The 24,560-nt window shown below is 62.0% G+C and carries 30 protein-coding genes and 3 pseudogenes; 21 read left to right on the forward strand and 12 right to left on the reverse strand.

Going from position 1 to position 24,560, the window contains the following annotated elements:
• Nucleotides 1–104 precede the first annotated feature (104 nt).
• Nucleotides 105–212 (reverse strand): annotated as a pseudogene (locus CK228_RS35795) (oxidoreductase); the annotation flags it as partial.
• 5 nt (nucleotides 213–217) lie between these two features.
• On the opposite strand from CK228_RS35795, the pseudogene CK228_RS35800 reads away from it, so the two are divergent.
• Together CK228_RS35800 and CK228_RS18390 are read left to right on the forward strand one after the other, a co-directional pair.
• Nucleotides 218–328, forward strand: a pseudogene (locus tag CK228_RS35800) (TetR/AcrR family transcriptional regulator); the annotation flags it as partial.
• A gap of 64 nt (nucleotides 329–392) precedes the next feature.
• Complete coding sequence (locus CK228_RS18390; protein ID WP_032930276.1) at nucleotides 393–788, forward strand: rhodanese-like domain-containing protein; 396 nt, start codon at nucleotides 393–395, stop codon at nucleotides 786–788.
• A gap of 70 nt (nucleotides 789–858) precedes the next feature.
• On the opposite strand, the gene CK228_RS18395 is transcribed toward CK228_RS18390, so the two are convergent.
• A complete protein-coding gene (locus tag CK228_RS18395) occupies nucleotides 859–1,770 on the reverse strand; it encodes an alpha/beta hydrolase (protein WP_095774430.1) in 912 nt (303 codons plus the stop codon).
• A 47-nt stretch (nucleotides 1,771–1,817) separates the two neighbouring features.
• Between CK228_RS18395 and CK228_RS18400 the strand changes: the two genes are divergently transcribed.
• Nucleotides 1,818–2,270: a MarR family transcriptional regulator gene (locus CK228_RS18400; protein ID WP_019858112.1), complete on the forward strand. Its 453-nt coding sequence runs from the start codon at nucleotides 1,818–1,820 to the stop codon at nucleotides 2,268–2,270.
• Between the two features lie 16 nt (nucleotides 2,271–2,286).
• Here the strand turns inward: CK228_RS18400 and CK228_RS18405 are convergent, their stop codons facing one another.
• Nucleotides 2,287–2,898 carry a pyridoxamine 5'-phosphate oxidase family protein gene (locus tag CK228_RS18405; RefSeq protein ID WP_095774429.1) on the reverse strand — a complete coding sequence of 204 codons (612 nt, stop codon included), beginning with the start codon at nucleotides 2,896–2,898 and terminating at the stop codon, nucleotides 2,287–2,289.
• Between the two features lie 63 nt (nucleotides 2,899–2,961).
• The gene (locus tag CK228_RS18410) at nucleotides 2,962–3,315 is read right to left on the reverse strand and encodes a DUF971 domain-containing protein (RefSeq protein WP_010909462.1); all 354 of its coding nucleotides are present in this window, start codon (nucleotides 3,313–3,315) and stop codon (nucleotides 2,962–2,964) included.
• Between the two features lie 196 nt (nucleotides 3,316–3,511).
• On the opposite strand from CK228_RS18410, the gene moaA reads away from it, so the two are divergent.
• The 13 genes from moaA to CK228_RS18475 all read left to right on the forward strand — a co-directional run bounded on the left by moaA (nucleotide 3,512) and on the right by CK228_RS18475 (nucleotide 13,316).
• On the forward strand, nucleotides 3,512–4,507 hold the full coding sequence (gene moaA / locus CK228_RS18415; protein ID WP_095788759.1) for a GTP 3',8-cyclase MoaA: 996 nt from the start codon (nucleotides 3,512–3,514) through the stop codon (nucleotides 4,505–4,507).
• 55 nt (nucleotides 4,508–4,562) lie between these two features.
• The gene (locus CK228_RS18420; protein ID WP_179295966.1) at nucleotides 4,563–5,057 is read left to right on the forward strand and encodes a hypothetical protein; all 495 of its coding nucleotides are present in this window, start codon (nucleotides 4,563–4,565) and stop codon (nucleotides 5,055–5,057) included.
• A 119-nt stretch (nucleotides 5,058–5,176) separates the two neighbouring features.
• Nucleotides 5,177–5,536 (forward strand): hypothetical protein, encoded by a 360-nt coding sequence (locus CK228_RS18425; protein WP_095774425.1) that lies wholly within the window; start codon nucleotides 5,177–5,179, stop codon nucleotides 5,534–5,536.
• Nucleotides 5,537–5,714: 178 nt separating this feature from the next.
• Nucleotides 5,715–6,635: a DMT family transporter gene (locus tag CK228_RS18430; protein ID WP_095774482.1), complete on the forward strand. Its 921-nt coding sequence runs from the start codon at nucleotides 5,715–5,717 to the stop codon at nucleotides 6,633–6,635.
• A 43-nt stretch (nucleotides 6,636–6,678) separates the two neighbouring features.
• Nucleotides 6,679–7,311, forward strand: coding sequence for a molybdenum cofactor guanylyltransferase MobA (mobA, locus tag CK228_RS18435; protein ID WP_095774424.1), 633 nt, complete (start codon nucleotides 6,679–6,681; stop codon nucleotides 7,309–7,311).
• Nucleotides 7,308–7,823 (forward strand): molybdopterin-guanine dinucleotide biosynthesis protein B, encoded by a 516-nt coding sequence (gene mobB / locus CK228_RS18440; protein ID WP_095774423.1) that lies wholly within the window; start codon nucleotides 7,308–7,310, stop codon nucleotides 7,821–7,823. Before mobA ends, mobB begins: the two co-directional genes overlap by 4 nt.
• Before the next feature lie 146 nt (nucleotides 7,824–7,969).
• Entirely contained in the window at nucleotides 7,970–8,755 is a 786-nt protein-coding gene (locus tag CK228_RS18445) for an ABC transporter substrate-binding protein (protein ID WP_095774422.1), read from the forward strand.
• Nucleotides 8,756–8,835: 80 nt separating this feature from the next.
• Nucleotides 8,836–9,555 carry an ABC transporter permease gene (locus CK228_RS18450; protein ID WP_095774421.1) on the forward strand — a complete coding sequence of 240 codons (720 nt, stop codon included), beginning with the start codon at nucleotides 8,836–8,838 and terminating at the stop codon, nucleotides 9,553–9,555.
• Nucleotides 9,552–10,373: an ABC transporter permease gene (locus CK228_RS18455; RefSeq protein ID WP_095788761.1), complete on the forward strand. Its 822-nt coding sequence runs from the start codon at nucleotides 9,552–9,554 to the stop codon at nucleotides 10,371–10,373. The genes CK228_RS18450 and CK228_RS18455 overlap by 4 nt, the downstream gene beginning before the upstream one ends.
• 213 nt (nucleotides 10,374–10,586) lie before the next feature.
• On the forward strand, nucleotides 10,587–11,456 hold the full coding sequence (locus tag CK228_RS18460) for an NAD(P)-dependent oxidoreductase (protein ID WP_095788762.1): 870 nt from the start codon (nucleotides 10,587–10,589) through the stop codon (nucleotides 11,454–11,456).
• A gap of 6 nt (nucleotides 11,457–11,462) precedes the next feature.
• Nucleotides 11,463–12,167, forward strand: coding sequence for a DNA alkylation repair protein (locus CK228_RS18465; RefSeq protein WP_095774418.1), 705 nt, complete (start codon nucleotides 11,463–11,465; stop codon nucleotides 12,165–12,167).
• Nucleotides 12,127–12,705: a GNAT family N-acetyltransferase gene (locus tag CK228_RS18470; protein ID WP_095788763.1), complete on the forward strand. Its 579-nt coding sequence runs from the start codon at nucleotides 12,127–12,129 to the stop codon at nucleotides 12,703–12,705. Before CK228_RS18465 ends, CK228_RS18470 begins: the two co-directional genes overlap by 41 nt.
• 44 nt (nucleotides 12,706–12,749) lie before the next feature.
• Nucleotides 12,750–13,316, forward strand: coding sequence for a DUF3299 domain-containing protein (locus tag CK228_RS18475; RefSeq protein ID WP_095788764.1), 567 nt, complete (start codon nucleotides 12,750–12,752; stop codon nucleotides 13,314–13,316).
• A 12-nt stretch (nucleotides 13,317–13,328) separates the two neighbouring features.
• On the opposite strand, the gene CK228_RS18480 is transcribed toward CK228_RS18475, so the two are convergent.
• From CK228_RS18480 to CK228_RS18495, 4 genes are all read right to left on the reverse strand, one after another.
• Complete coding sequence (locus CK228_RS18480; RefSeq protein ID WP_006205209.1) at nucleotides 13,329–13,820, reverse strand: Lrp/AsnC family transcriptional regulator; 492 nt, start codon at nucleotides 13,818–13,820, stop codon at nucleotides 13,329–13,331.
• 107 nt (nucleotides 13,821–13,927) lie between these two features.
• Entirely contained in the window at nucleotides 13,928–14,602 is a 675-nt protein-coding gene (locus tag CK228_RS18485; protein WP_095774415.1) for a uracil-DNA glycosylase family protein, read from the reverse strand.
• On the reverse strand, nucleotides 14,542–15,153 hold the full coding sequence (locus tag CK228_RS18490) for a glutathione S-transferase (protein ID WP_095774414.1): 612 nt from the start codon (nucleotides 15,151–15,153) through the stop codon (nucleotides 14,542–14,544). Before CK228_RS18490 ends, CK228_RS18485 begins: the two co-directional genes overlap by 61 nt.
• Nucleotides 15,154–15,187: 34 nt before the next feature.
• The gene (locus CK228_RS18495; protein WP_095788765.1) at nucleotides 15,188–15,811 is read right to left on the reverse strand and encodes a thermonuclease family protein; all 624 of its coding nucleotides are present in this window, start codon (nucleotides 15,809–15,811) and stop codon (nucleotides 15,188–15,190) included.
• Between the two features lie 76 nt (nucleotides 15,812–15,887).
• On the opposite strand from CK228_RS18495, the gene CK228_RS18500 reads away from it, so the two are divergent.
• Nucleotides 15,888–17,408 carry a HAMP domain-containing sensor histidine kinase gene (locus CK228_RS18500; protein WP_095788766.1) on the forward strand — a complete coding sequence of 507 codons (1,521 nt, stop codon included), beginning with the start codon at nucleotides 15,888–15,890 and terminating at the stop codon, nucleotides 17,406–17,408.
• 32 nt (nucleotides 17,409–17,440) lie between these two features.
• Nucleotides 17,441–17,968, forward strand: a complete 528-nt coding sequence (locus tag CK228_RS18505; protein ID WP_095788767.1) for a GNAT family N-acetyltransferase — start codon at nucleotides 17,441–17,443, stop codon at nucleotides 17,966–17,968.
• A 19-nt stretch (nucleotides 17,969–17,987) separates the two neighbouring features.
• Here CK228_RS18505 and CK228_RS18510 read toward each other — a convergent pair whose 3' ends face one another.
• Nucleotides 17,988–18,986, reverse strand: a complete 999-nt coding sequence (locus CK228_RS18510) for a nicotinate-nucleotide--dimethylbenzimidazole phosphoribosyltransferase (RefSeq protein WP_095788850.1) — start codon at nucleotides 18,984–18,986, stop codon at nucleotides 17,988–17,990.
• A 197-nt stretch (nucleotides 18,987–19,183) separates the two neighbouring features.
• On the opposite strand from CK228_RS18510, the gene CK228_RS18515 reads away from it, so the two are divergent.
• Together CK228_RS18515 and CK228_RS18520 are read left to right on the forward strand one after the other, a co-directional pair.
• On the forward strand, nucleotides 19,184–19,414 hold the full coding sequence (locus tag CK228_RS18515; RefSeq protein ID WP_064988667.1) for a DUF1289 domain-containing protein: 231 nt from the start codon (nucleotides 19,184–19,186) through the stop codon (nucleotides 19,412–19,414).
• Between the two features lie 111 nt (nucleotides 19,415–19,525).
• On the forward strand, nucleotides 19,526–20,233 hold the full coding sequence (locus tag CK228_RS18520) for a TIGR02281 family clan AA aspartic protease (RefSeq protein WP_095788768.1): 708 nt from the start codon (nucleotides 19,526–19,528) through the stop codon (nucleotides 20,231–20,233).
• A 2-nt stretch (nucleotides 20,234–20,235) separates the two neighbouring features.
• Here CK228_RS18520 and dusA read toward each other — a convergent pair whose 3' ends face one another.
• Nucleotides 20,236–21,234, reverse strand: a complete 999-nt coding sequence (gene dusA, locus CK228_RS18525; RefSeq protein WP_095788769.1) for a tRNA dihydrouridine(20/20a) synthase DusA — start codon at nucleotides 21,232–21,234, stop codon at nucleotides 20,236–20,238.
• A 115-nt stretch (nucleotides 21,235–21,349) separates the two neighbouring features.
• Between dusA and CK228_RS18530 the strand changes: the two genes are divergently transcribed.
• Complete coding sequence (locus tag CK228_RS18530; RefSeq protein ID WP_095788770.1) at nucleotides 21,350–22,411, forward strand: site-specific integrase; 1,062 nt, start codon at nucleotides 21,350–21,352, stop codon at nucleotides 22,409–22,411.
• 467 nt (nucleotides 22,412–22,878) lie between these two features.
• Here CK228_RS18530 and CK228_RS18540 read toward each other — a convergent pair.
• Both CK228_RS18540 and CK228_RS18545 read right to left on the reverse strand, forming a co-directional pair.
• Nucleotides 22,879–23,362: pseudogene (locus CK228_RS18540) on the reverse strand (FAD-binding protein); the annotation flags it as partial.
• Between the two features lie 192 nt (nucleotides 23,363–23,554).
• The gene (locus CK228_RS18545) at nucleotides 23,555–24,457 is read right to left on the reverse strand and encodes a LysR family transcriptional regulator (RefSeq protein ID WP_142875980.1); all 903 of its coding nucleotides are present in this window, start codon (nucleotides 24,455–24,457) and stop codon (nucleotides 23,555–23,557) included.
• Nucleotides 24,458–24,560 lie beyond the last annotated feature (103 nt).

A 24,560-nucleotide genomic window follows, 5' to 3' on the forward strand; every position in this document is an offset into this window, starting at 1 on the left:
TTAAGCTTTCATAAATTTTGGAAAGCCTGTTGCAGAACGGTTTCACAAGATCGTGTCGGCTGGAGCGCGGGCGTTTCGCTCCAGCCTGGAGAAATCCCCAAAATTCAGGCGTTGGCGCAGCCATCGATGGTCAATGCGGCACCGGTAACGAAACGCCCCTCCGGACCGGCGAGCCAGGCAACCATGCCGGCGATGTCATCGGCCTTGCCGAATCGCGGTGCAGCACGGCATGTCGATCCAGGCGCGCGACGGCGCGTCGCGCCCAGCGCTGATGGCCACCGTCACTGGCGCGATGGCTGCCTGGCAAACTCTGGCAGGCCCCGACTGAGCGTGACAAACGCTGGCCATTATGGTGGAAATCCAGCCAAACGCGCGGTCGGGAGGAACAAGCTGTGAAAAAGGGTTATCGCGAACTGCTGGATGAAGCCAACGCCGAGATCGAAGTGGTTTCACCTGAAGAAGCCGCGGGACTGCTCGAGGACGAAGGCACCATCTTCGTCGACCTGCGCGACCCGCGCGAGGTCGAACGCGACGGCAGGATTCCCGGCGCCAAACATGTGACACGCGGCATGCTGGAATTCTGGATCGATCCGGAAAGTCCCTATCACAAGCCGTTCTTCGCCTCGGGCAAGAGCTTCGTGTTCTTCTGCGCCGGCGGCTGGCGTTCAGCGCTCGCCACCAAGACGGCGCAGGACATGGGGCTTGTGCCCGTCAAGCACATCCTTGGCGGCTACACCGCCTGGAAGGCGGCCGGACTGCCTGTCGAGCCCGGCGAGAAGAAGAAATAGCCCCAATGCATGTCGCTCGAGAGTGGTCCCGGTTTTGAGACAACGACATGCCTGGAACGAGGATTGCGTCTCAATGCAGCCGCGACGGCTCGCGGTGTTCCGCGACGAAGGCAACGGCGCGTTCGACAACGCCCTTGTCCGCAAGGATGCGGCGGTGGCCGAGACCGTCGGCCCAGTGCAGCCGCACATGGCCGCCAGCGCCGGCGTAGCGTTTCGCGTGCTCGGCCGGCACCTCGCGATCGTCAGGCGCGTGGATGACCAGCGTCGGCACCGGCGCCTGGGCGAGCTGGCGGTCACCGGTGAATTCATGCAGCGGCCGGCCGGACAGGTGCTGGACGCGGTCCGCCATCGCCACCTGCGAGCGCGGCCCGACGTTGAGCATGCGGCTGAAATCGGCGAAGATAGCCGGCAGGGAGCTGGGTGCGGCGATCAGCACGAGACGTCCGGCCGCCAGCGGCGGAATGTTCTTGACGGAACCGGCAATGGCATTGGCGGCAACGGCGCCGCCGAAGGAATGACCCACCGCCGCGACGAACGGGCCGAACCATTCGCCGGCGACCCGCACCGCGTCGACCGCGTTGACCATGTTCAGGTGCCGGCCCTGCGAATGGCCGTGCCCCGGCAGGTCCAGGGAAACGACCCTGTAGCCGGCGGCGCGATAGCCCTCGATCAAGGCGCGCATATATTCGGTGCGCGAACGCCAGCCATGAACGACAAGCACCGTGCCAAGTGCGGCCCCGCCCGGTTCCGGCCGGAATTCGTGCACCATGACGCAGCCGGTTGCCGTCTTCAGCCGATGATGGCGCGCCTCGGTCATGAACTCGGCGGCCCGGCCGATGGCGCGGCGCTCGCCATCGGTCAGCGCCTTTGTGCTCGGCGTGCGGCAGAACAGTTCGAAAGCCGCGCGCCCGGTGATGCGTGGCGCAATATGCTCGGCCGCACCAAATACGCTCCGGATGACCTTCAGCCCGATTGATGCCATAGTGAGAATCCATCCATACGTTCAAGCATGAACATAATAGTTCAAAGATGAACAATAAACAAGAGCTACCCTGGGACAACCCGCGTTTTCGCAACTGGGTCGCGGTGGCGCGTGCCTGCCATGTGCTGGAGCGCACGCTGGCGGTGAAACTCGCGCCGCTCGACCTGAAGCCGGCGCAGCTCGACGTGCTGATGAACCTCTACCGCCACCCCGGCATGTCGCAGCACGATCTTGCCCGCAAGCTGCTCGTCGGCCGCTCCAACATCACCATGCTTTTGCCGCAGCTGGAGACGCGCGGCCTGCTGCGCCGCGAAGGCGACGAGAAGGACAAGCGCATCCTGCGGCTCGCCTTGACCGAGGCTGGCGAGGCGCTGCTGATGCAGGCGCTGAAAGTGCATATGGCGCTGATCGAGAAAGCGATGAGCCAGTCGACGCCGGAGCAGTGCGACATGATCGGCGAACAGATGCGCAAGATCTATGAGGTGCTGAAGGAGGCCTGACGGCCTTTTCGGTCACTCACCACATGGTTTTCTTCGCCCGCTCCGGCCATTCCTTGTCGTAGGCCTCGCCGTCGATGTTCTTGCGGCTGGTGATTTCCAGGATTTTTCCCGGCGTCGGCAGCGATTTTGGATCGACATGTTTTGCCGGGTTCCAAAGCTCCGACCGCACAATGGCGCGGGCGCACTGGAAATAGACCGAATCGACGTCGATGACAGTCACCGAGCGCGCCGCCTTGCCGTCGACCATGAAGGATGCGCAAAGTTCGGCGTCCGTGGTGATGCGCGCGCGGCCGTTGATGCGCAGCGTCGTGCCAGAGCCCGGCACCAGGAACAGCAACCCGACACGCGGATCCCGGATGATGTTGCGCAGCGAATCGGCGCGATTGTTGCCGCGCCGGTCCGGCATGATCAGCGTCTTCGGATCAACGATACGCACGAAGCCGGCGAGATCGCCGCGCGGCGAACAGTCCAATCCCTCCGGGCCACTGGTGGCAAGCGCAACAAAGGGCGACGCCTCGATGAAGGCGGCATATTCGGGAATGACGTGATCGAGTTCCTTGACCAGCGAGGCTTCGCCTGGAACGCCGTAGAGCGCCTCGAGCTGTTCGACCGTGGTGATAAGCGACATCTTTTTCGTCTCCGAACCCTGGCCGGCGCTACTCCAGATGTGTGACGCCTTTACGACGTCGGCTTAGCGATCACGGCTCAGCCCTTTTTCGGCAAGCTCCGCCAGATAGGCATTCCAGCGCTCATCCTTCTCGTGGCCAAGCGTGTGCAGATAGTTCCAGGTGAAAATGCCGGTGTCGTGGAAATCGTCGAAGGTGATGCGCACCGCATAGTTGCCGACCGGCTCGATCTTCAGGATGGCCACATTGCGCTTGCCGGGAACCGTCACACGCTGGTCGGGCGAATGGCCCTGCACCTCGGCCGATGGCGAGGCGACGCGCAAAAGCTCCGCCGGCAGTTCAAATGGCTGGTGATTGGGAAAGGTGACCGACAGCAGCTTGCGGTCCTTGGAGACCCGGAGTTCTTTTGGCGCGGTCATGCTGTTTGATCCCGTATCGATTGCCCTTCCCTACGCCGCTTCGCGACAGGGGAAAAGTCCTGGTAGACGACCGACGCACGGTGTCGGCTCCGGGATGTTACCAAAGATCGAGAAGCGGTATCTTGAATGGTGGGCTGGATCGTATCACATAGCTGTATATAACGACGCCGGTAACGGCCACGGGAAACGCTCGAACATGAACATGATCGACCCTTTCGGTCGCACGATCAGCTATCTCAGAGTGTCGGTCACCGACCGCTGCGATTTTCGCTGCACCTACTGCATGGCCGAGGACATGGCCTTCCTGCCGAAGAAGGACCTGCTGTCGCTGGAAGAGCTGGATCGGCTCTGCACCGTTTTCATCGAGAAGGGCGTCAGACGGCTGCGCCTCACCGGCGGCGAGCCACTGGTGCGCAAGAACATCATGCATCTGGTGCGCCAGCTCTCGCGCCACCTCGATAGCGGCGCGCTGGAAGAACTGACGCTGACCACCAACGGCTCGCAGCTGTCGCGCTTCGCCGCCGAGCTCGCCGATTGCGGCGTCAAGCGCATCAACGTCTCGCTCGACACGCTGGATGCGGACAAGTTCCACCAGATCACCCGCTGGGGCCATCTCGACAAGGTCATGCAAGGTATCGATGCCGCTCAGGCGGCCGGGCTCAAGGTCAAGCTCAACGCGGTGGCGCTGAAGGATTTCAACGACGCCGAACTGCCCAACATGATGCGCTGGGCGCATGGCCGCGGCATGGATCTCACTGTCATCGAAACCATGCCGATGGGCGAGATCGACGCAGACCGCACCGACCAGTATCTGCCGCTGTCGCTGCTGCGCGCCTCGCTGGAACGCCAGTTCACGCTGGCCGACATTCCCTTCAAGACCGGTGGCCCTGCACGCTATGTCCACGTCGCCGAGACCGGCGGAAAGCTCGGTTTCATCACACCGATGACGCATAATTTCTGCGAAAGCTGCAATCGCGTCCGGCTGACCTGCACGGGCACGCTTTATATGTGCCTCGGCCAGGAAGACGCGGCCGACCTGCGCGCGCCGTTGCGTGCATCCGAAGGCAACGAACTTGTCGCCGACGCGATCGACGAGGCCATCGGCCGCAAGCCGAAAGGCCATGATTTCATCATCGACCGCCGCACCAGCCGTCCGTCGGTGTCCCGGCATATGAGCGTCACCGGCGGCTGATTTTTTGTCCGATTTGGTGCAAGACTATCTTTGGTCACAAGGCCAAGGGGGCATCGTGCTGCGTCTTTATCGTATAGGCTTGTCGTCGCTGACCACAGTTCTGTCCTTGGCGACGCCCGTCACAACAAGTGCAAACGCCAAGCCCTTCACCTATGTGAACGCGCGCTTCGGCACCGTCTGCACCTTTCCCGACGAGATATTCACCGATCGTCAGCCCGAGCCGGAAAATGGCGACGGACAGGTTTGGCTGAGCGCGGATGGCGCCAGCCTGACCTGCTCCGGCATCCTCAACGTCGATAACGACACGCCGAAAGGCTTTGTCGCCGATGAAAAGGCAAGCAAGGAACCTGACTACACCGTTACCTACAGCAAGACCGGCAAGAGCTGGGCGGTGCTGTCGGGCATGAAGGATGGAAAGATCTTTTATGAGCGGCGCCTGTTCGGCACAGATGGCGTCATCCGAACGGTCTGGATCGATTACCCGCCAGCCCTGAAGTCGAAATACGACCCGCTGGTCGGCGCGATTGCCGGCAGTCTGAAGGGACAGTGAGTATTTCGGATCACACCCCAGAAAAAGTCTTGTCCGCGAACCGCCGCCGGATTTACGGCCACGCTGTTCCGGCCTAGCCTTCCCCTGAAAGCGGCTTTTCGCAGATAGGGGGAAACGTCATGCGCAAACTCATTCTTTCTCTTGCATTGCTCGGCCTTGCGGCCGTGCCGGCGGCAGCGCAGTCGATCGGTGGAACCTATACCGTCGCCGGCACCAATTTCGACGGATCGAAATATGATGGCGAAGCCACCATCACGCTGACCAGCGGGACGACTTGCGCGATCCACTGGGAGACTGGCGGTTCTTCATCCGATGGCATCTGCATGCGCAACGACGATGCATTCTCCGCCGGCTATGTCATGGGCAAGGACATCGGCCTCGTCGTCTACAAGGTCGAGGATGACGGGTCGCTGCATGGCCTGTGGACCATCGCCGGCAAGGAAGGCAACGGCACCGAAGTGCTGACGCCGAAGCAATAGACATCGGCAGCCGGTACGTTCCGGGAGGCGAAGCCGCCTCCTGACCAGATCCGCGCCGGATTGAGGACGTGATTTCACGCCGGCGATGACGAATGCCCCGGTCCTGGCCCAGCCCTTTGCCATTGCTGTTTCGTGGCGGGCTGTTACAGGCTTGCTTCCCAAGCAACCGGTGGATGTCTTGCCTCTTTCCCCAAATCTTCGCGGCGCGTTGTTCATGATGGTGGCGATGGTTGGCTTCACGCTCAACGACGCCATCACCAAATACTCTTCGCAATCGATGAACATGGCGCAGGTCATGCTGATCAGAGGAGCTTTTGCCTCGCTCTTCGTCGGCCTGCTGGCCTGGCAACGCGGCGCGCTTTTGCGGCCGCGCCTGATGCTGCAGCCGCTGGTGGCAATCCGCGTGCTGGGCGAAGCTGGCGCCACCGTGTCGTTCCTGGTGGCGCTTGCCCATTTGCCGATCGGCAGTGTCTCGGCCGTTCTTCAGGCGCTGCCGCTGGCGGTGACGATGGGTGCCGCGCTGTTTTTCGGCGAAGCGGTCGGCTGGCGACGCTGGCTGGCGATCGCAGTCGGTTTTGCCGGCGTACTGGTCATCGTGCGGCCCGGCTTTGATGGCTTCAGCATCTATTCCCTTTGGGCGCTGGCCAGCGTCGCCTGCTGCACCGTGCGCGACCTCGCCACCAAGCGCATTCCCCAAACCATACCGACCATGCTCGTCTCGACCGCGACCGCGCTGGCAATGACCGGCGTCGGCGTGGTGCTGTTGTCGCCGATGGGTGGCTGGACGCCCATGACCGGCAAAAGCACGGCGCTGCTGGCGCTGGCCGCGGTGCTGGTGCTCATCGGTTATCAATTCATCATCATGGCGATGCGCTCGGGCGAGATCTCCTTCATCGCGCCGTTCCGCTACACAGCGCTCCTCTGGTCCATCCTGCTTGGCTTGATCGTCTTCGGCGACATTCCGGACATGCCGATGATCGTCGGCGCGACAATCGTCGTCGGTTCGGGTCTCTACGCGCTCTATCGCGAGCGCGTGGTCGGTCGGCGAAGGATCGTCGCCGAAACCACCGGGCCGGCCATGGCGCCGGATGGAATCTAGCCGGGTCTTGTGATTTCCGGCGGCTGGCGTACAGGCTCGATGCATGAGGCGAGATATTGCAGGGATCGTTCTGGCCGGTGGCCAGTCAAGGCGGATGGGAGGCGGCGACAAGAGCCTGTTGCCGCTCGGCGGCGGCAGCGTGCTTGAGCAGGTCCTGTCGCGCCTTGGCCCGCAGATCGAAACCCTGGCGCTGAGCGCCAATGGCGATCCCGAACGCTTTTCCCGTTTCGGACTGCCCGTGCTTGCCGACACCGTCGAAGGCTTTGCCGGGCCGCTTGCCGGCATTCTGTCCGGCCTCGAATGGGCGGCCGCTGGCACACCTTGCAAAGCGGTCGTCACCGCCGCCGGCGACACGCCTTTCCTGCCGCTAGACCTCGTCGCGCGTCTGGCGGCGGCAGCCGGCGAACATCCAGGTTCAATTGCCGTCGCCTCCTCGGCCGGCCGGCTCCACCCGACCTTCGCGCTGTGGCCGACGGACTGTCGCGACGCCTTGCGGCATTTCCTGGTCGATGAGGACAACAGGCGCGTTTCGGCCTTCATCGAGCGACATGGCCATGTCGAGGTGGAATTCCAGGTCGTGCAATTCGCTGGCCGGCCGCTCGATCCTTTCTTCAACATCAATGTGCCGGACGATCTTGCCCAGGCAGGGCGCCTGTTGCAGAGCATGACATCATGAACGTCTTCGGCATCACCGGCTGGAAAAACTCCGGCAAGACCACCCTCACAGAAAAGCTGGTCGCTGAGCTTGTGCGGCGCGGCTGGAAGGTCTCGACGGTCAAACACGCCCATCATGATTTCGACATCGACAAGCCGGGCGCCGACAGCTTCCGCCATCGGCAGGCCGGCGCCACCGAGGTCGCGATCGTGTCGGGCAACCGCTGGGCGCTGATGCATGAATTGCGTGGCGAGGATGAGCCGCCACTGGAGAGCATCCTCTCGCGACTCGCCCCATGCGACATCGTGCTGGTCGAAGGCTACAAGCGCGAATCACACCGCAAGATCGAAACGCGGCGCCTGGAAGCGAGGGACCGGGCGCCGCTTTCGGCAGGCGATCCCAATATTGTCGCCATCGCCGCCGATTTCGCCGTCACGGACGAGAGCCTGCCGGTATTCGACCTCGACGACGTAAAATCGATAGTCGACTTCATCGAGCGCATCACCGGCCTCGTTGCTTGGGATGTAACGTAACGGCAGAACCCCATTGCCGATTTCGGTGGTTTTGCAGTTGCTTTTTTCTTGGAAAGAGTGGGAGTATCGCCTCAGCGGGCGGTCAAAAGCACCGCCCCATAGAGCCGTTTCGGAACGACGGCCGGGACCATAAAGAGAGGACTATCATGCGTATTGCACTGCGTATCGCGCTCGCCGCATCGGCTGCGCTGCTGACGCTCGGCGTAGCCCAGGCCCAGGAAAAGACCCTGCGGATCGGCACCGAAGGCGCCTATCCCCCGTTCAACAACCTCACCTCCGACGGCAAGCTCGTCGGCTTCGACATCGACATCGCCCAGGCGCTTTGCGATCAGATGAAGGTCAAGTGCACCTTCGTCGCCCAGGATTGGGACGGCATCATCCCGGCACTTCAGGCCGGCAAGTTCGACGCTATCGTCGCCTCGATGTCGATCACGCCGGAGCGCAAGGAGAAGGTCGACTTCACCCACAAATACTACAACACCCCCTCGGCTCTCGCAGTGCCGAAAGACAGCACGCTGAAGGGTGTGACCAAGGAAGATCTCGCCGGCAAGACCATCGGCGTCGCCACGACGACCACCCATTTCAACTATGCCTCGAAGACCTACACCGACAGCACTGTGAAGGGTTATCCGAGCAGCCCCGAGGAGCAGGCAGATCTGGCCAACGGCCGCCTCGACGCCATCGAGGACGATATCGTGGTGCTGCAGCAATGGCTGGACACGCCAGATGGTGCCTGCTGCAAGATTCTCGGCCAGCCCTCGCCGCAGCCGGTCGAGATCTTCGGACCGGGCGCCGGCATTGCCGTGCGCAAGGGCGAGACCGATTTGGTCAACAAGCTCAATGAGGCCATCGACGCCATCCGCGCCAATGGAAAATACAAGGAAATCAACGACAAGTACTTCAAGTTCGACGTCTTCGGCGCCGAGTCCTGATAGACAGGATCAAGACGGCGGGGAAATTCCCCGCCGTCTTTCTATTCATCCTGGGAACGTCGTGGGGATAACACCTGTCAATGCCAGCCCAAAGCATATGGACACTTCTCAGTTGGGGACCTGATGGCTGGAGTGACGACATTGCCTATGGCGTCATTGTAACGGTTCTGCTTGCGCTGGCGACGCTCCCCATTGGGTTGACGATCGGTTTTTTCATTGCGCTGGGCAAGCAATCCGAGGAGCCGTCGCTGCGCCTCGCCGCCAATATCTACACCACGGTCTTTCGCGGCCTGCCGGAACTGGTGACGCTTTTCCTGTTCTTCTTCGGCATGCCGATCCTGCTGCAACATCTCATCCGGTATTTTCGCCCCGAAGCGACCATCGACGTCAACAGTTTCGTGGCCGGCATGATCGTGCTCTCGCTGATCTTCTCGTCCTATGCCAGCGAGGTTTTCCTCTCGGCCTTCCGCGCCATCCCGAAGGGGCAGTATGAGGGTGGCTATTCCATTGGTTTGTCCAGATGGCAGACAATGCGCTTGGTGATCCTGCCGCAGCTGCTGCGCATTGCCTTCCCCGGTCTCGAGAATTGCTGGCTTAGCCTTCTCAAGGACACGTCGCTGGTTTCGGTCGTCGGTCTTGCCGAGACGCTGCGCAACGCCGGTGTGGCGGCTCGCGTCACCAAGCATTCGTTCCTGTTTTACAGCATTGCGGCTCTGGTCTTTCTGGGTCTGGCCGTCGTGTCATCCTTCGCCACCAGCGCCATTTTGCGCTCGCTTGGCAAACGGGAGGCACAACGATGAGCGCCACAGCCGCCATGGTCGAGCGGCCGCCACCGCGGACCCGCGGCTGGCCGCGACCGCGCATCGTCGGCTACGCGCTGGTCTGCCTGTGGATCGCCTTTGGCCTCGGCATCGTCGGCTATCTGTTTTTTGCCTGGAACCCGGCCTTCTTCGCCAAATATGCGCCGGCCTATCTGAGCGGGCTGGGCGTTACCTTGTCGCTGGTCGCCATTTCGATGGTGCTTGGCGCCGTCCTGTCGATGCCGGTTGCTTACGGGCGTATGTCCAGGAACCGGATCCTGGCCGGTCTTGCCTACTGTTACGTCTATTTTTTCCGGGGCACGCCGCTGCTGGTTCAGACCTTTCTGGTCTATTACGGGCTGGGGTCGTTCAGGCCGGAACTCCAGATGATCGGGCTTTGGGATTTCTTCAAGGACGCCTTCAACTGCGGCGTCTTCGCCTTTGCGCTCAACACCGCTGCCTACCAGGCCGAAATCCTGCGCGGCGCCGTCGAAAGCGTGCCCAGGGGCCAATGGGAAGGCGCCGCCTCCCTCGGCCTGCACAAATTGCAGACGCTGCGCAAGATCATCCTGCCGCAAGCTCTGATCGTCGCCTTGCGGCCCTACGGCAATGAGCTGATCCTGATGGTCAAGGCGTCCGCCATCGTCGCCATCATCACTGTGTACGACCTGATGGGCAATGCAAAACTCGCCTTTGCCAATTCCTTCGACATCCAGGCCTATATCTGGGTCGCCCTGGTGTACCTTGTGATGGTCGAGTTGTTGCGCCATGCGATCGAATGGATCGAGCGCCGGATCACCATCCACCTGAAGCGTTGAAAAATTTCCATATTGCCTGCTCCAGTCGATCAGTCCGCAGGCGTCTTGACGAATTGAGCGCAGGGCCTAGAACGGTTCACCGTTTCGCAGAAACGCAGAACCGCTCTATCTCTTTGTTTTGATGCAATTCCGGACGGAAAACCGCTTCACGCTTTTCCTGGAATTGCTCTAGAGCTTCCGCAGCAATTTCGTTTCCGTCTGAAGGGCAAGTTCATGGCATCTGTGGCATTTCTCGGTCTTGGCGTGATGGGCTATCCCATGGCCGGCCACTTGAAGAACAAGGGTGGTCACGACGTCACCGTCTACAACCGCACCAAGGCCAAGGCCGAGCAATGGGTCGGCCAGCATGGCGGCGGCTTTGCAATGACGCCGGCAGAGGCAGCCAAGGACAAGGACTTCGTCTTTTCCTGCGTCGGCAATGACGACGATCTGCGCTCGGTGACGACAGGTCCCGAAGGCGCCTTCAAATCGATGAAGAAAGGTTCGGTCTTCATCGACAACACCACGGCTTCGGCGGAAGTCGCGCGCGAACTGGCGGCAGCAGCGGAGGCAGGTGGATTTTCATTTCTCGACGCGCCGGTCTCCGGTGGCCAGGCCGGCGCCGAGAACGGCGTGCTGACCGTCATGGTGGGCGGCGATCAGGCTGCCTTCGACAGAGCGAGGCCCGTTATCGACGCTTTTGCCCGCATGGTCGGGCTGATGGGCTCGGCTGGCGCCGGCCAGCTCACCAAGATGATCAACCAGATCTGCATCGCCGGGCTCGTGCAGGGACTGTCGGAAGGTATCCATTTCGGCAAGAAGGCCGGGCTCGATATCGAGAAGGTGATCGAGGTGATTTCCAAGGGAGCCGCCGGTTCCTGGCAGATGGAAAACCGCCACAAGACAATGAGTGCCGGCAAGTATGATTTCGGCTTTGCCGTCGACTGGATGCGCAAGGATCTTGGCATCTGCCTGGCGGAGGCCGACCGCAACGGCGCCAAGCTGCCGGTGACCGCGCTTGTCGACCAGTTCTACAAGGATGTGCAGGCCATGGGTGGCAAGCGCTGGGACACCTCCTCGCTGCTGGCGCGCCTGGAGAAGTAGGCGATCATGTCCCTGCCCGCTCCAGGCTGGACCGCGCAGGACATCGTCGCGCATCTGCGCTCGATCGGCACCGAGGAAAACCGCGCCGGCATGGCGCGGTTCGGCATCAACATCGCGACCGCGCTCGGTGTCGGCAACACGGATTTGCGGCCCTTGGCGCGCAAGCTGAAGCGCAACCACGAACGATCCCTGGCGCTGTGGACCAGCGGCATTCGCGAAGCGCGGATGCTGGCGGCTTTCACCGGCGAACCGAAGAAGATCACCATTGAGGAATGCCGTAGCTGGGCCGACGATTTCGATTCCTGGGAAGTCGTCGATACCGTCTCCGACCTGTTCGTCGATACGCCGTTCTGGCGCACGCTGATCGAGGAGTTTGCGGTCGACGAGCGCGAATTCGTCCGCCGCACGGCCTTTGCCATGTTGGCATGGGCGGCCGTGCATTTGAAAAAGGAGCCGGACGCGACTTTCCTGTCCTATCTGCCCTTGATCGAAGTCCATGCCGGCGATCAGCGCAACTTCGTCAGGAAAGCCGTCAACTGGGCGCTGCGGCAGATCGGCAAGCGATCGATGAGCCTGCACGCCCCTGCCCTGACCCTGGCACAGAAACTCGCCGACTCCCCAGACAAGACCGCGCGCTGGATCGGCAAGGATGCCGTGAAGGAACTGTCGGATGCCAAAACGCTCGAACGCCTCGCCGGCAGAAACGTTTGACCTCGCCAACATCCGCTTCACCGAGGTGACGCCGGCAACACGCGGCAGCTTTGAGACCCTGTTCGAGCAGCCGGGTGCGCCAAAATATTGCTGGTGCATGGCCTGGCGGAACTCTGACCGCGAGCACATCAAGAACGATGAAAAGAAGCGTCAGATGATGGCGCTCATCGATGCCGGCACCCCGGTCGGCATCCTCGCCGAGATCGACGGCAACACCATTGCCTGGTGTTCGGTCGCTCCGCGCGAGACCTATCGCAGGCTTTCAAGGCGGCAGGACGACAGCGAGACGGGCGTATGGTCGATCGCCTGCTTCTATGTGCCGAGGGCCTTGCGCGGCGGCGGCCTAGCTTCGGCCTTGCTTGATGCAGCCATCGATCATGCTTTCGCCAAGGGCGCGCGCATCATCGAGGCCTATCCCGTGGCGGAGGCGTCGCCGAGCTACCGTTTCATGGGCTTTCGCGACATGTTCGCGTCGCGCGGCTTCCGTGAAGTCGGCATGGCTGGTTCTCGCCGACATGTGATGCGGCTCGCGCATTGACGTCATTGGCCGCGGCGTCTTTACTTGGCCGCAAAGGAAGCGGCATGAGCATTCATCTCAAATCAATCCTGGCTCTGGCGACCGCGCTGTCCCTCTGGGCTGCCGGCGCTTCGGCCGAAACCATGCACATCTTTTGGAAGGATTTGCGCCCGGCGAGCCAGGCCGTCGCGGAAGACGCCGGCCTGCCGATGATTGCGGCTAAACTACCCGATCATGGTGAGACGCTGTCGCTCGGCTTGCAGGACAAGACGGTACAATTAGCCGGCTACGCGTTGCCGGTCGATCGCGATGGCGACCTCGTCTATCAGTTCCTGCTGGTGCCATGGACCGGCGCGTGCAGCCACATGCCGACGCCACCAGCCAATCAGATCGTGCTGGTCACGCCAACCCATCCCTACAAGATGTCGCAAGCCTACCAGTCGGTCGCCATCACCGGCGCCCTGAAGCCGGACATGGAGAAAAGCCAGCTGTTCATTCTGGATGGCGTCAGCGTCATCCAGTCGGGCTATAGCGTGCGCAGAGCAGAGGTGGTTGGGGTCGATACCGTGCCTGATGCCATCACCCTGCCGGTGAACTCGCCCTGGACGTTCCTGAACAAAAAGAAGAACTAATCGGGCTTGCGCTCAGGCGGCGTTGGCGCCCGATTCCTTGTCCAGCACCATGTAATCGAGCGGGATTTCAGTGGTGTACTTGATCTGCTCCATGGCGAAGGACGACGACACGTCACGGATCTCGATCTTGGCGATCAGCCGCTTGTAAAAGGCGTCGTAGGCGGCGATGTCGGGTACCACGACGCGCAAGAGATAGTCGACGTCGCCGCTCATGCGGTAGAACTCGACCACCTCGGGAAACTCCTGGATGACCTCGGAAAAGCGGCGCAGCCATTCGTGGCTGTGCGAATTCGTGCGGATGGAGACGAAGACGGTGACCCGCACATTGACCTTCTCATGGTCGAGAATGGCGACGCGACGCTTGATGACGCCTTCCTCCTCGAGCTTCTGGATGCGGCGCCAGCAGGGCGTGGTCGACAGGCCTACTTTCTTGGCGACATCGGCCACCGCGAGTGTCGCGTCCTCCTGCAGGAGGCGGAGAATTTTTCGGTCAAGGCGGTCCATTAGAGGCTCCTGAGGAATAGTTTGGCTATATTCCCCTTTATTTCGGGCTTTCACAAGAAAGAAATTCTGCCAATCGCTATGAAAGCGAGTGATTTCTTGCTGAATGCCTAGCCGAGGCGATAGCGGATTTCCGAGCGCAGGAAAGGCAGCAAATCCATTTCAAACCACGGATTCTGCTTCAGCCAGCCGCTGTTGCGCCAGGATGGATGCGGCAGCGGCAGCACCTTTGCGCCGACGGAATTCTCCCAGATGGCCCGCCAATCCTTAACCGTCTCCGTCAGCGAGGGCCGGCGCGCGGCGCCCATATGCCAGGACTGCGCGTAGATGCCGATAGTCAGCACCAGGTCGATCCGCGGCATCAGCGCCATCAAGGGCGTGCGCCAGGCCGGCGCGCATTCGCGCCTTGGCGGCAGGTCACCACCCTTGGCATCCTGGCCGGGAAAGCAGAAGCCCATCGGCACGATGGCGAATTTCTCGATGTCGTAGAATTCGTCGCTGGTCACGCCGAGCCAGTTGCGCAGGCGGTCGCCCGAAGCATCGGTGAACGGCATGCCCGACAGGTGAACCTTGGTTCCCGGCGCCTGGCTGGCAATCAGGATGCGGGCACTGGACGAAGGCCGCAGCACCGGCCGCGGCTCATGCGGCAGCGGCCTGCCGGCGGGGTTTTCGACGCAGATGCGGCAGGCCCGGACTTCTGCGGCAAAATTGTCCAGTTCCAGGGTCAAGCGGCGGCACTCGGCCGGCTGGAGATCGCCTGATGCCAACGCAGGACATTGGTGCATTCCTCCGGTACGTTGATGCGCGCCGGCTTCATGAAGTCGATGGCGATCAGGCCGGTGATATCGGCGATCGAATAGCTGTCGCCGGCAGCGAATTCCCGCTTCGCCAACTCGCCGTCGAGGATTTTCAGGAACTCCAACGCCTTCGGCTTGTTGGCCTCGCCCCATTCGGGGATTTGTGGGATTTCCCATTCCTTCATGGCCGGATGAATGTGGCGAAACGCCTGCGCGACGCAGCTGAGCAGGTTGAACTCCATCCGTCTCTGCCACATCTCGACCTGTGCCTTGCCGAGCGCGCCGCGTCCGAACAGGGCCGGCTCCGGATGCAACTCCTCGAAATACCGGCAAATAGCGACGGATTCGGTGATGACGGTGCCATCGTCAAGCTCCAGCACCGGCAGGCGCTGCAAAGGGTTGCGAGAGCTCACCGTTTGGCCCTTGTGCTCCAGCGCGCCCATGTCGACGGACACCAGCGGAACCGCGATCCCCTTTTCGGCGAGAAAGACGCGTACCCGCCGCGGATTGGGCGCCCGGCCACCGTCGAAGAGCTTCATTTCGATCCTCCCTTTCCTTCCAAGCCGATACGCCTCACCAGAAGCGAAAAATCTCCCGCACGGCGTCGCCGATCGACGCCAGCGTGCCGTGTTTTCGCGCCACCACTTCGCCGTGATGGCTGTCGCGCCAGTCCTGCGGTTGATCGAACGTACCAGCCCAGATACCGACCTTGGCGGCCCGGGCGGTTGCCTCCTCACTTTCGAAGTCGCCAAAGGCAACCGCCCAACCCGCCTCGACCTGAGCGCGGTTGAGGTCGGTGCCGCCGGCCTTGCAGTCGCCAAGCAACCGGCCATAGCGATCCCGCTGCCAGCCGCTGCAGGTAACGGGCCTGCCGGCGATCAGGCGCACCAGGGACTGGCGCGCAAGCGTGCCGCAGGCATAGTCGCTGCCGTTCCTGCGGCAGGTCTGCGTGTATTCCGGGGCGTCGATGCCGCGCATGCGGATGCGCTCGGTGCCGAGCGTGATCGAGTCGCCATCATTGATGATGGCAGCGCCTTGGGTCTGGCGCGTCTCCACCCGATCGAGGCGCGCCGCCAACAGGATCAGCAGCCCCAGAATGATGATGGCCAGCCCATAGTCCAGCACCTTGCGCCACAGGCTTCTCGGGCGCGGCGCCGCGTACCGCCGGCGCGATCTTGGCGACCAGGAACGGCTCATATGGCAAACGGTTGGTTAATCATTCGAACGTAGCTTAACACCTTGGAACCGCTGCACGCATAAATCGAAGTTTTTGATGCCCTTGCAACGCTCGAACACAGCGGACAAGTTCATTGTGGACCGCAGGAAACGGCATCGCAACAGCGATGTCGCGCGTGCGGTGCGCAAGACGCGCGACCGTCTTTCGCAGCAAGCCGGCAATCCCGATTTCGACCGCGAATTGTTGAAACTCCACGCCGGCGCCATGACAAGCGGCGCCGTGGCGATCCCGCTGTTCGTCCTGGCGATCGCCGCTGGCGGTTGGCTCGCCGGCGTCGGTAATGAGATCGGGCTCTGGGCGTTGTTCACGCTCACCTGCTATACGATCGTCGCCTTCATGGCGCGGCGCATCGAGCGCACGGAAGCGTCGGAGCTTAACCCCTTGCAAACGCGACGGGAATTCCTGGTCGGTCATTTCCTTTGCGGCCTCGGCTGGGGCTGGTTCGTCGTGCTCGGCTGCGGCGCCTGCGCGGTCGACCAGTTTCAGGTAGTCAAGGCGGTGGTGCTGCTTTTTGCCATGGCCGGGACGGCGCTCATGGCTTCATCGCTGAGCGGCGCGCTGCTGGCGACTTTTGCCGTGCCGGTGGCGCTCTACGCCTATGTCGGCACCAGGCTGTGGATGCCGGTCGAGGCGGTCATGGCCGGGCTGCTTGTCCTGTCGCTGCCTTTCTTCGTCTATGTCGCCCGTCAGCTCAACCGCGCTTCGCTGATGCTGTTGTCGTTCCGCTCCGAAAAGGATGCGTTGATCGCCGAACTGGAAACAGCGAAATCCATGTCGGACGAGGCGCGGCGGCGGGCCGAGGACGCCAATCTGGCAAAGTCGCGGTTCCTCGCTTCGATGAGCCATGAATTGCGCACGCCGCTCAACGCCATTCTCGGCTTTTCCGAGGTGATGGCGAACGAGGTGCTGGGGCCGATGAGCAATCCCACCTATCGCGATTATGCCCATGACGTGCATGATTCCGGCCAGCACCTGCTCGACCTGATCAACGAGATCCTCGACCTGTCGCGCATCGAGGCCGGTCGCTACCAGCTCAACGAAGAGCCGGTGATGCTGCTCAACATCGTCGAGGATTGCTGCCACATGATGGAGTTGAAGGCGCGCAACAAGGATATCCGCGTCATCCAGGATTTCGAACAGACATTGCCGCGGCTGTTCGCCGACGAGCGTGCCGTGCGCCAGATCACGCTCAACCTTCTCTCCAACGCCATCAAATTTACCGCCACCGGCGGCGAGATCCGCGTCCGCGTCGGCTGGACGGCGGGCGGCGGGCAATACATCTCCGTCAAGGACAATGGCCCGGGGATTCCCCAGGACGAGATCCCGGTCGTGCTCTCGGCTTTCGGCCAGGGCTCGATCGCCATCAAGAGCGCCGAACAAGGCACCGGGCTCGGTCTGCCGATCGTGCAAGGCCTGCTTGCCATGCATGGCGGCGAATTCGAGCTGCATTCCAAGCTGCGTGAAGGCACGGAGGCGATTGCCATCTTCCCGCTGAGCCGGGTGATGGAAGAGCTGCCGGCGTTGCCAACCGCGGCGGTGGCGGCGCGAAGGCGTTAGGCGACCGGCCTCAAAGGGGAACGCGGACCGCAATGACCGCAGACTGGGATGCCGGCAGCGTCGAAATCAAATCGCACCGACTTCGCCTCAAGTTGTTTGCGGCCGTTGATGCTGGCGAGGTCTTTGCCGCCATCACGCCCGCAATCACCCGTTTCATGCAGTGGGAACCACCTCGATCATCAACGGCCTTTGCCGAGGTATGGCGATCCTGGTTGGCGCCGATCCTCGACGGATCGGATCTGCATTTTGTTGTGCGCTCGCTGGCGGACGATCGCTGTCTGGGTCTTGTCGGCCTGCATGCGGCGAAGACGGCCTGTCCAGAAATCGGAATTTGGATAAGGGAGGACGTCCATGGAAACGGCATCGGCCGGGAGGCCGTCGCCGCCGTGGTGGCATGGGCGTCCGAGGAACTCGATCCGGATGGCTTCGAATATCCTGTCGCCGAAGAGAATATGGCGAGCCGAAGAATCGCGGAAAGCCTCGGCGGCTCGATCGTCGAGACCCGCTCCAATCCGAAATACACCTCGGTCGTCTATCGTCTCCCCAATCCCAGGCGGTGATGCGCCGGGCGGGAAGCCTCTAGATCCGAACCGCCGCCGCCATGCCTGAACTGGTCAGCGCCGCCGCCTTGACCAGGCCCGCGCCAAGTGCCGCCCCCGCCCCCTCGCCATGGCTTATGCCGAGGTCTAGCAGTGGGCGCAAGCCAAGCAGTTCTGCGGCCCTTGCATGCGCGGGCTCCGGCGACAGGCTGGCGAGAAGGCAATGCTTGAGCGCAGCGGGGTTTGCGACATAAAGCACCGCCGCGGCAGCCGTTGCGGCAAAACCGTCGAGCAGCACGGGTATCTTCTGCATCCGCGCGGCGAGAATGGCGCCGGCTATCGCGGCGAACTCGCGGCCGCCGACCCGGCGCAGCACTTCCAGCGGGTCGTCGAGATGGCCGTGGTGAAAGGCCAGCGCCCCATCGACCACATCGGCCTTGCGGACCTGCATCGCCGCGTCGGCGCCGGATCCCGGACCGACCCAGTCGGCGCCCCTGCCCCCGAACAGCGCGGCGAGCAGGGCGGCGGCGACGGCGGAATTGCCGACGCCGAGATCGCCGAGGCAAAGCAGGTCGGTGCCGCCCGCGATCGCTTCCATGCCGAAGGCCATGGTCGCCGCGCAGCCGCGCTCGTCGAGCGCGGCATCCTCTGCGATGTCGCCGGTCGGGATATGCAGGGCAAGATCGAACACCTTCAATCCGAGATCACAGGCAATGCAGATCTGGTTGATCGCCGCACCACCCGCCGCGCAAAGCTCGACCGCGTTGGCGGTTGCCGCCACCGGACGCGGCGAAATACCATGACGGGTCACGCCGTGATTGCCGGCAAAGATTGCCATCAGCGGCCGTGTCACCGCGGGCGGAGCCCGGCCGCTCGAGGCGGCAAGCCACGCCGCGATGTCCTCGATGCGGCCGAGTGAATGCGCTGGCTTGTCGGCCTTGGCAAACAGCGCGCGCACGCGCGCTTCGGCTTTCAGGTCGGCTGCCGGCAGATTGTCGAGCAGGTTGCGAAAATCGTCGAAAGGCAGAGCGCTGGTCATGTCGTGAGCAATCATTCCTGGATTTGGTGAGCGGCATAGCCGCGTTGCGTGATCGGCACAACCTCTCCCAAACATCAGCCTTGATTGCCGCAAAGATGGCCCGGGAAGGCGCGATCGCGAGGGCTTGCATTGGCTTTGCCGTTGCACCATGTGGAGGTGGAAGAGCGGAGTCCGCACGGATCCCTCGAGAGAAAGTCATGACGGCCATCGAATCCCCCTGCATCCTGGTCTGCTCGATCGACATGAAAACCGGCTTCTGCTTCGGTTGCGGCCGCACGCGCGAGGAAATCGGCGCCTGGATGGGGATGACGCCCGAATCACGCCGCAATGTGATGGCCGAACTGCCGGCCCGACTGGAAACGGTCGAGCGCCGGCCGCGCCGCGAAACGCGCCGCACCCGCATGGCGCGCGAACGCGACGTACTCTAGAGCCTTCACCGTTTCACGGAAACGGCGAACCGCTCCAACTCTTTGTTTTAACGCAATTCCTATGGAATACCGTTTTCACACTTTTCCTGGAATTGCCCTAGCGAGGCACGGATGAGCAGCCGACTGTTCTGGATTCTGATGGCGGTGATCGGCGTTGGAGCGGCCCTGCTCGTGCTCAATGATTCCGCCGGCAGCACGCTTGGCGTCGAGAATTACGATTTTGGCAGGCTGATATGGCTTGGCGCCTTCGGCGCCCTGATCGCCACCGGCCTGCTGCGATCGGGCCGCCCGTTGGGCGACATGGCACGGAATTTCGGCGCCTGGGCGGCAATCGTGCTGGCGCTGATCGCCGGCTACCAGTACCGCTACGAACTGCAAGACGTCGCCAGCCGGGTGACCGCGGGCCTCGTTCCCGGCAGCCCGCTGGCGCTTGGTGTCGAAGACGGCCACGCCACGGTGACCCTCGACAAGGCCGACAATGGCCATTTCGAAGCGCGCATCCTGGTCAACGGCAACCCGATCCGGGCCGTTGTCGACACAGGCGCGACCAGCACTGTGCTGACGTCGGAAGATGCGCAGGCCGCCGGCTTCAATCCGGCGGCGCTCAACTACACGATACCGGTTTCGACAGCCAACGGCATGGCGCGCGCCGCCGCGGTGAAGACCGACTCGGTGGCGATCGGCGGCATCGTGCGCAAGGACATGCCGGTGATGGTCGCGGCACCCGGCATGCTGAGCCAAAGCCTGCTCGGCATGAACTTCATCGGCTCGCTGTCGGGCTTCGACGTGCGTGGCGACCGCATGATCCTCAGGGACTGAGCTCAGGCCGCCTCGGCGGCCCCTCCACCGAATTCGACGGCCGCGAAAGCCGTCTTCAGCACGTCGGGCCCGGCACCAGGCCGGTTTGCGTCGGTCGACAGGATCTGGCGGTAGCGGCGTGCACCGGGCAGCCCATGGAACAGCCCGACCATATGGCGGGTAACATGGCCGAGCCGCCCGCCCCGTTCGATGTGGCGCGCCGCGTAGTCCGCCATGGCATCGATCAGCCCAGCGAAATCGAACGCCTCGGGCCTTGCGCCGTAGAAGGCTGCGTCGACGCCGGCCAGTATGCCTGGCGTGTGGTAGGCGGCGCGGCCGAGCATGGCGCCGTCGACATGATCGAGATGCGCGCGCGCCTCTTCAAGCGACTGAATTCCGCCGTTGATCCCAATGAATTCGTTCGGCTTTTTGGCCTTCAGGCGATAGACCCTGTCATAGTCGAGCGGCGGGATGTCGCGGTTTTCCTTGGGGCTCAGCCCTTCCAGCCACGCCTTGCGCGCATGCACCCACAGGGTGTCGGCGCCGGCCGCGAAAACCCCGTTCGCCAACGCATCCAGCGCCAGCTCCGGATCCTGTTCGTCGACGCCGATTCGGCACTTGACGGTGACGGGGATTGTCACGGTCGCCTTCATTGCCGCGACGCAGTCGGCGACGAGGTCGGGCACCTTCATCAGGCAGGCGCCGAACGTGCCCGACTGAACGCGGTCGGACGGGCAGCCGACATTGAGGTTGATCTCGTCATAGCCGAAGGCTTCGCCAATGCGCGCCGCCTCGGCAAGTTTCGCCGGATCCGAGCCGCCGAGCTGCAGCGCGACCGGATGTTCCACCGCATCGAAACCGAGCAGCCTCTCGCGCGCGCCCTGTATGACCGCGTCGGCCACCACCATTTCGGTGTAGAGCAGCGCATGGCTCGTCAGCTGGCGATGGAAGAACCGGCAATGCCGGTCCGTCCAGTCCATCATCGGGGCGACGGCGACTCTATGATCTTGATTTTTCAGCATTTTTTCTTTAACATCAAATTCTTAGGTCCTAGCGGCCCAACCCGAATTTACGCCAGAATACGACCCTTTTCGCCACGTTTCGATCTCTCAGTGCACACCGAGCGCACACGAAAAAATGGCCACCTACACAAAGCTCTCGTCCGGTTCCTGGCGTGTCCAGGTCCGTCGCAAAGGACGCTACGTTAGCGAGACCTTCCTTCGCCGAGACGACGCACGGCGCTGGGCGACCGACACCGAGCGCCAGGTCGATCGCGGTGAGACGCCGACCAAGTCCCGCATAGCGCGCCTGAAAACTTTCGGCGACCTCATCGACCTTCATATCGGCGACATGAGCGATGTAGGCAAGTCCCCTCGCCGCTCCAAGGCCGCAGCCCTCAATATGCTGCGAAGACATCTGGGGAAGTGCAACATAGCGGCTCTCGATCGCGAACGGATCATTCGTTTCGGCCGAGAGCGGGCCGTCCAGGGCGCCGGGCCGATGACTCTTGGTATCGATATCGGCTTTGTAAAACTTGTCCTCTCTCATGCTGCGGCGGTTCACGGTCTGCCAGTCAAGGTCGAACCGGTTGATCTGGCGCGTATCGCTCCGACAAGGCTTGGCCTTGTGGGTAAAGGGAACGAGCGAGACAGACGTCCCACCCAAGATGAGATCGATAGGCTGATCGCCCACTTCAATTCAAACCCCCTGCAGATAGCGCCTGTCGGTCGCATCATACGCTTTGCCATCGCTACGGCCATGCGGCAGGAGGAGATTTGCAAGGCGCGTTGGTCCGACGTTGATTCTCGAATGCGAATGCTCCTCATCCGCGACCGAAAAGATCCTCGGAACAAGAAGGGCAACAATCAGCGCATACCGCTATTCGCCGCGACCGGATACGATGCGTGGGCTATTGTCGAGGAGCAGCGTGCAAGGCGCAGCAATGACGATGATCGCATTTTCCCGTTCAATCATAGGTCAATCGGCACCGCTTTCCGCCGAGGATGCGCTGACCTTGGCATCCAGGACCTTCATTTTCACGACTTGCGGCACGAAGGAACGAGCCGTCTGTTTGAAGCTGGGTTCACAATTGAACAGGTCGCGCTGGTCACAGGGCACAAAGATTGGAAGATGCTACGGCGATACACTCATCTAAAGCCGGAGATGCTTCATACCATCCACGCGACAAAGGCTGCATGATGGTGGTGAGGGGTGGCAGCATCAGTCGGGACCGCGTTGAGCGCTCCATGGACCGAGCAGCTGTTTGAGGACGACTTTGTCATCGTCGCGCATCAGGGCCATCCGATCCTGGCTGCGGAAACCCTCGCGCCGCGCGACATGACGGGCTTCGAGTGGGCCTTGGTTTCCTCTTCTGGGGTCCGGTCGGACAGGTCGACGATGCACTTCGGCCCTTGGGGCTAATGCGCCGAGTCCTTCTCACGGTTCCGAACTTCCTCCACGCTCCGCAGATCGTCGCCGAAACAGGGCTCGTCATCGCTCTCGGCCGGCGCTTCAGCAAGATGGCGGCGGCACATTGGCCGCTAGGACTGCGCGAGCTGCCGCTGCCTGTTGCTGGCTTCACAGCCAATATGATGTGGCTCGCGCAAAGAGATGGCGACCCGGTGCTCGGCTGGATACGGTCCCTGCTGCGGTCGTCCGTCTTGTCGTCAGAGGGTTTGTTGGAGCTCGGGCAAGATCTCGAAAAGATCGGCAACGATTCCGTAATCGGCGACTTGGAAGATTGGCGCGTTGGCGTCGGTGTTAATCGCCACGATCACCCTAGAATCCTTCATGCCGGCCAAATGCTGTACGGCGCCGGAAATCACTCAGGCGATGTAAAGGTCCGGGGCGACTATCTTTCCGGTCTGGCCGACTTGCAAGTCTTTCGGCGCGTAGCCCGCGTCTACCGCGGCTCGAGACGCCGACGGCGGCGCTGAGCCTGCCGGCGGTCACTTCGGCAAACTTTTCCGGCGAGCCAAGCGCCCGGCCGCTGGAGACGATGATCTTCGCCGCTGCCGAAATGCCGCCGCTGGCAGCATAGGCAGCGAACCCAGATCCGGAATTCCGAAATCCGGAGTCAGCCGTCCGGTGACCTCCGACGGCATAAAGCGCCCGGCCGAACCAAGTCCGGCTCAGCACCAGCTCTGCAAGAACCAAGACGAGCGCCCAGAGAAAGACGACCGGCGCCAGGCATCGCCGGCCAAAGCGACTGCGAGAGAATCATTTTCTGGTCAGAAGCGGCAAGAACGAAATCTGTCGCTGGCACGGCTGGATGCGTCTCCATCAAAATCGCGGAATCGATCTTATCCGCGACGACCTTGTCGCTAAGATCGGCTTGTGCCCTCATTCTGCGAGCGCTCCACGTGTCCGCAGAAATCTTGCCAGACCCTCGACGAAGGCGCGCACCTTTCTAGGAACATAGCGATTCGAAAGATAGACGGCCTGAATGACCTGTGGCTCGTGCCGCCAATCGGGAAGCACGCGTTCAAGTGTGCCCGACGCAATCATCGGATCCAGAAGGACGTCATGGACGAGTCCAATACCCATGCCTGCGACGATCGCCTCGCATATAAGATGTGAATTGTCAGATCGGAGTACTGGCTTTACGAGAACTTCCGTGACCTCTGCGGATCGCGTCAGACGGATCTGTTCGGCGCCTTCTAGATACGAGCGTACGACGTAATCGTGATGCTTCAGATCCGCAGGATGGCTCGGCCGTCCATGCCCATCAAGATATTGAGGCGTCGCCGCGAGACTGCGCTTCAGTAGCCCTATCTTTCGCACGATCAGCTGACTTTCCGTAACCGGTCCCATCCGAACCGCGAGATCGAGACCGTCGGCGGCCAGATCAACGAAGCGATCGGAGAGTGAGACGTCCAAATCGATGCCCGGGTGCTCTTCCCTGAACTGAAAAAGGTATGCGCCCAGAATTTGGGTCCCAAAGCTAACAGGCGCGCTAACGGCCAATCGACCCGTGATTCCTGCGTCTAGATCACTGACGATCTGGTCGGCTTCCTCCATGCGCTCCAGTACGCCTCTGACATGCTGCAGATAAAGAGCACCCGCCTCCGTCAAAGCAACTTTTCGCGTTGTTCGATCGAATAACCGAGTCTGCAGCTGGGTTTCTAAAGCCCGGATTTGCTGGCTTACGGCAGACTGCGCGCGCTGAAGATCACGAGCCGCAGCCGAAAAGCTGCCGCTTTCTGCGACGCGCACGAAACACGACAACATCGAAAGACGATCCAAGGTGGCGGTCCCATTTATAAGTAGCCGAGATAAATGTTATCAAGTTTGGCGGAATTAATCAGCGGCGATAATCGCGATATAGCACTTCAGCCAATCGTCCGAA

The sequence above is a fragment of the Mesorhizobium sp. WSM4312 genome, from assembly GCF_002294875.1.
Lineage (GTDB): Bacteria > Pseudomonadota > Alphaproteobacteria > Rhizobiales > Rhizobiaceae > Mesorhizobium.

Coding starts and splice junctions, on each gene's coding strand:
- CK228_RS18395 (WP_095774430.1), bottom strand. CDS start 1,770: ATGGCATCAATCGGGCTGAAGGTCATCCGGAGCGTATTTGGTGCGGCC.
- CK228_RS18400 (WP_019858112.1), top strand. CDS start 1,818: ATGAACAATAAACAAGAGCTACCCTGGGACAACCCGCGTTTTCGCAAC.
- CK228_RS18405 (WP_095774429.1), bottom strand. CDS start 2,898: ATGTCGCTTATCACCACGGTCGAACAGCTCGAGGCGCTCTACGGCGTT.
- CK228_RS18410 (WP_010909462.1), bottom strand. CDS start 3,315: ATGACCGCGCCAAAAGAACTCCGGGTCTCCAAGGACCGCAAGCTGCTG.
- moaA (WP_095788759.1), top strand. CDS start 3,512: ATGAACATGATCGACCCTTTCGGTCGCACGATCAGCTATCTCAGAGTG.
- CK228_RS18425 (WP_095774425.1), top strand. CDS start 5,177: ATGCGCAAACTCATTCTTTCTCTTGCATTGCTCGGCCTTGCGGCCGTG.
- mobA (WP_095774424.1), top strand. CDS start 6,679: ATGAGGCGAGATATTGCAGGGATCGTTCTGGCCGGTGGCCAGTCAAGG.
- mobB (WP_095774423.1), top strand. CDS start 7,308: ATGAACGTCTTCGGCATCACCGGCTGGAAAAACTCCGGCAAGACCACC.
- CK228_RS18445 (WP_095774422.1), top strand. CDS start 7,970: ATGCGTATTGCACTGCGTATCGCGCTCGCCGCATCGGCTGCGCTGCTG.
- CK228_RS18450 (WP_095774421.1), top strand. CDS start 8,836: ATGCCAGCCCAAAGCATATGGACACTTCTCAGTTGGGGACCTGATGGC.
- CK228_RS18455 (WP_095788761.1), top strand. CDS start 9,552: ATGAGCGCCACAGCCGCCATGGTCGAGCGGCCGCCACCGCGGACCCGC.
- CK228_RS18460 (WP_095788762.1), top strand. CDS start 10,587: ATGGCATCTGTGGCATTTCTCGGTCTTGGCGTGATGGGCTATCCCATG.
- CK228_RS18465 (WP_095774418.1), top strand. CDS start 11,463: ATGTCCCTGCCCGCTCCAGGCTGGACCGCGCAGGACATCGTCGCGCAT.
- CK228_RS18470 (WP_095788763.1), top strand. CDS start 12,127: ATGCCAAAACGCTCGAACGCCTCGCCGGCAGAAACGTTTGACCTCGCC.
- CK228_RS18475 (WP_095788764.1), top strand. CDS start 12,750: ATGAGCATTCATCTCAAATCAATCCTGGCTCTGGCGACCGCGCTGTCC.
- CK228_RS18480 (WP_006205209.1), bottom strand. CDS start 13,820: ATGGACCGCCTTGACCGAAAAATTCTCCGCCTCCTGCAGGAGGACGCG.
- CK228_RS18485 (WP_095774415.1), bottom strand. CDS start 14,602: ATGCACCAATGTCCTGCGTTGGCATCAGGCGATCTCCAGCCGGCCGAG.
- CK228_RS18490 (WP_095774414.1), bottom strand. CDS start 15,153: ATGAAGCTCTTCGACGGTGGCCGGGCGCCCAATCCGCGGCGGGTACGC.
- CK228_RS18495 (WP_095788765.1), bottom strand. CDS start 15,811: ATGAGCCGTTCCTGGTCGCCAAGATCGCGCCGGCGGTACGCGGCGCCG.
- CK228_RS18500 (WP_095788766.1), top strand. CDS start 15,888: ATGCCCTTGCAACGCTCGAACACAGCGGACAAGTTCATTGTGGACCGC.
- CK228_RS18505 (WP_095788767.1), top strand. CDS start 17,441: ATGACCGCAGACTGGGATGCCGGCAGCGTCGAAATCAAATCGCACCGA.
- CK228_RS18510 (WP_095788850.1), bottom strand. CDS start 18,986: ATGACCAGCGCTCTGCCTTTCGACGATTTTCGCAACCTGCTCGACAAT.
- CK228_RS18515 (WP_064988667.1), top strand. CDS start 19,184: ATGACGGCCATCGAATCCCCCTGCATCCTGGTCTGCTCGATCGACATG.
- CK228_RS18520 (WP_095788768.1), top strand. CDS start 19,526: ATGAGCAGCCGACTGTTCTGGATTCTGATGGCGGTGATCGGCGTTGGA.
- dusA (WP_095788769.1), bottom strand. CDS start 21,234: ATGCTGAAAAATCAAGATCATAGAGTCGCCGTCGCCCCGATGATGGAC.
- CK228_RS18530 (WP_095788770.1), top strand. CDS start 21,350: ATGGCCACCTACACAAAGCTCTCGTCCGGTTCCTGGCGTGTCCAGGTC.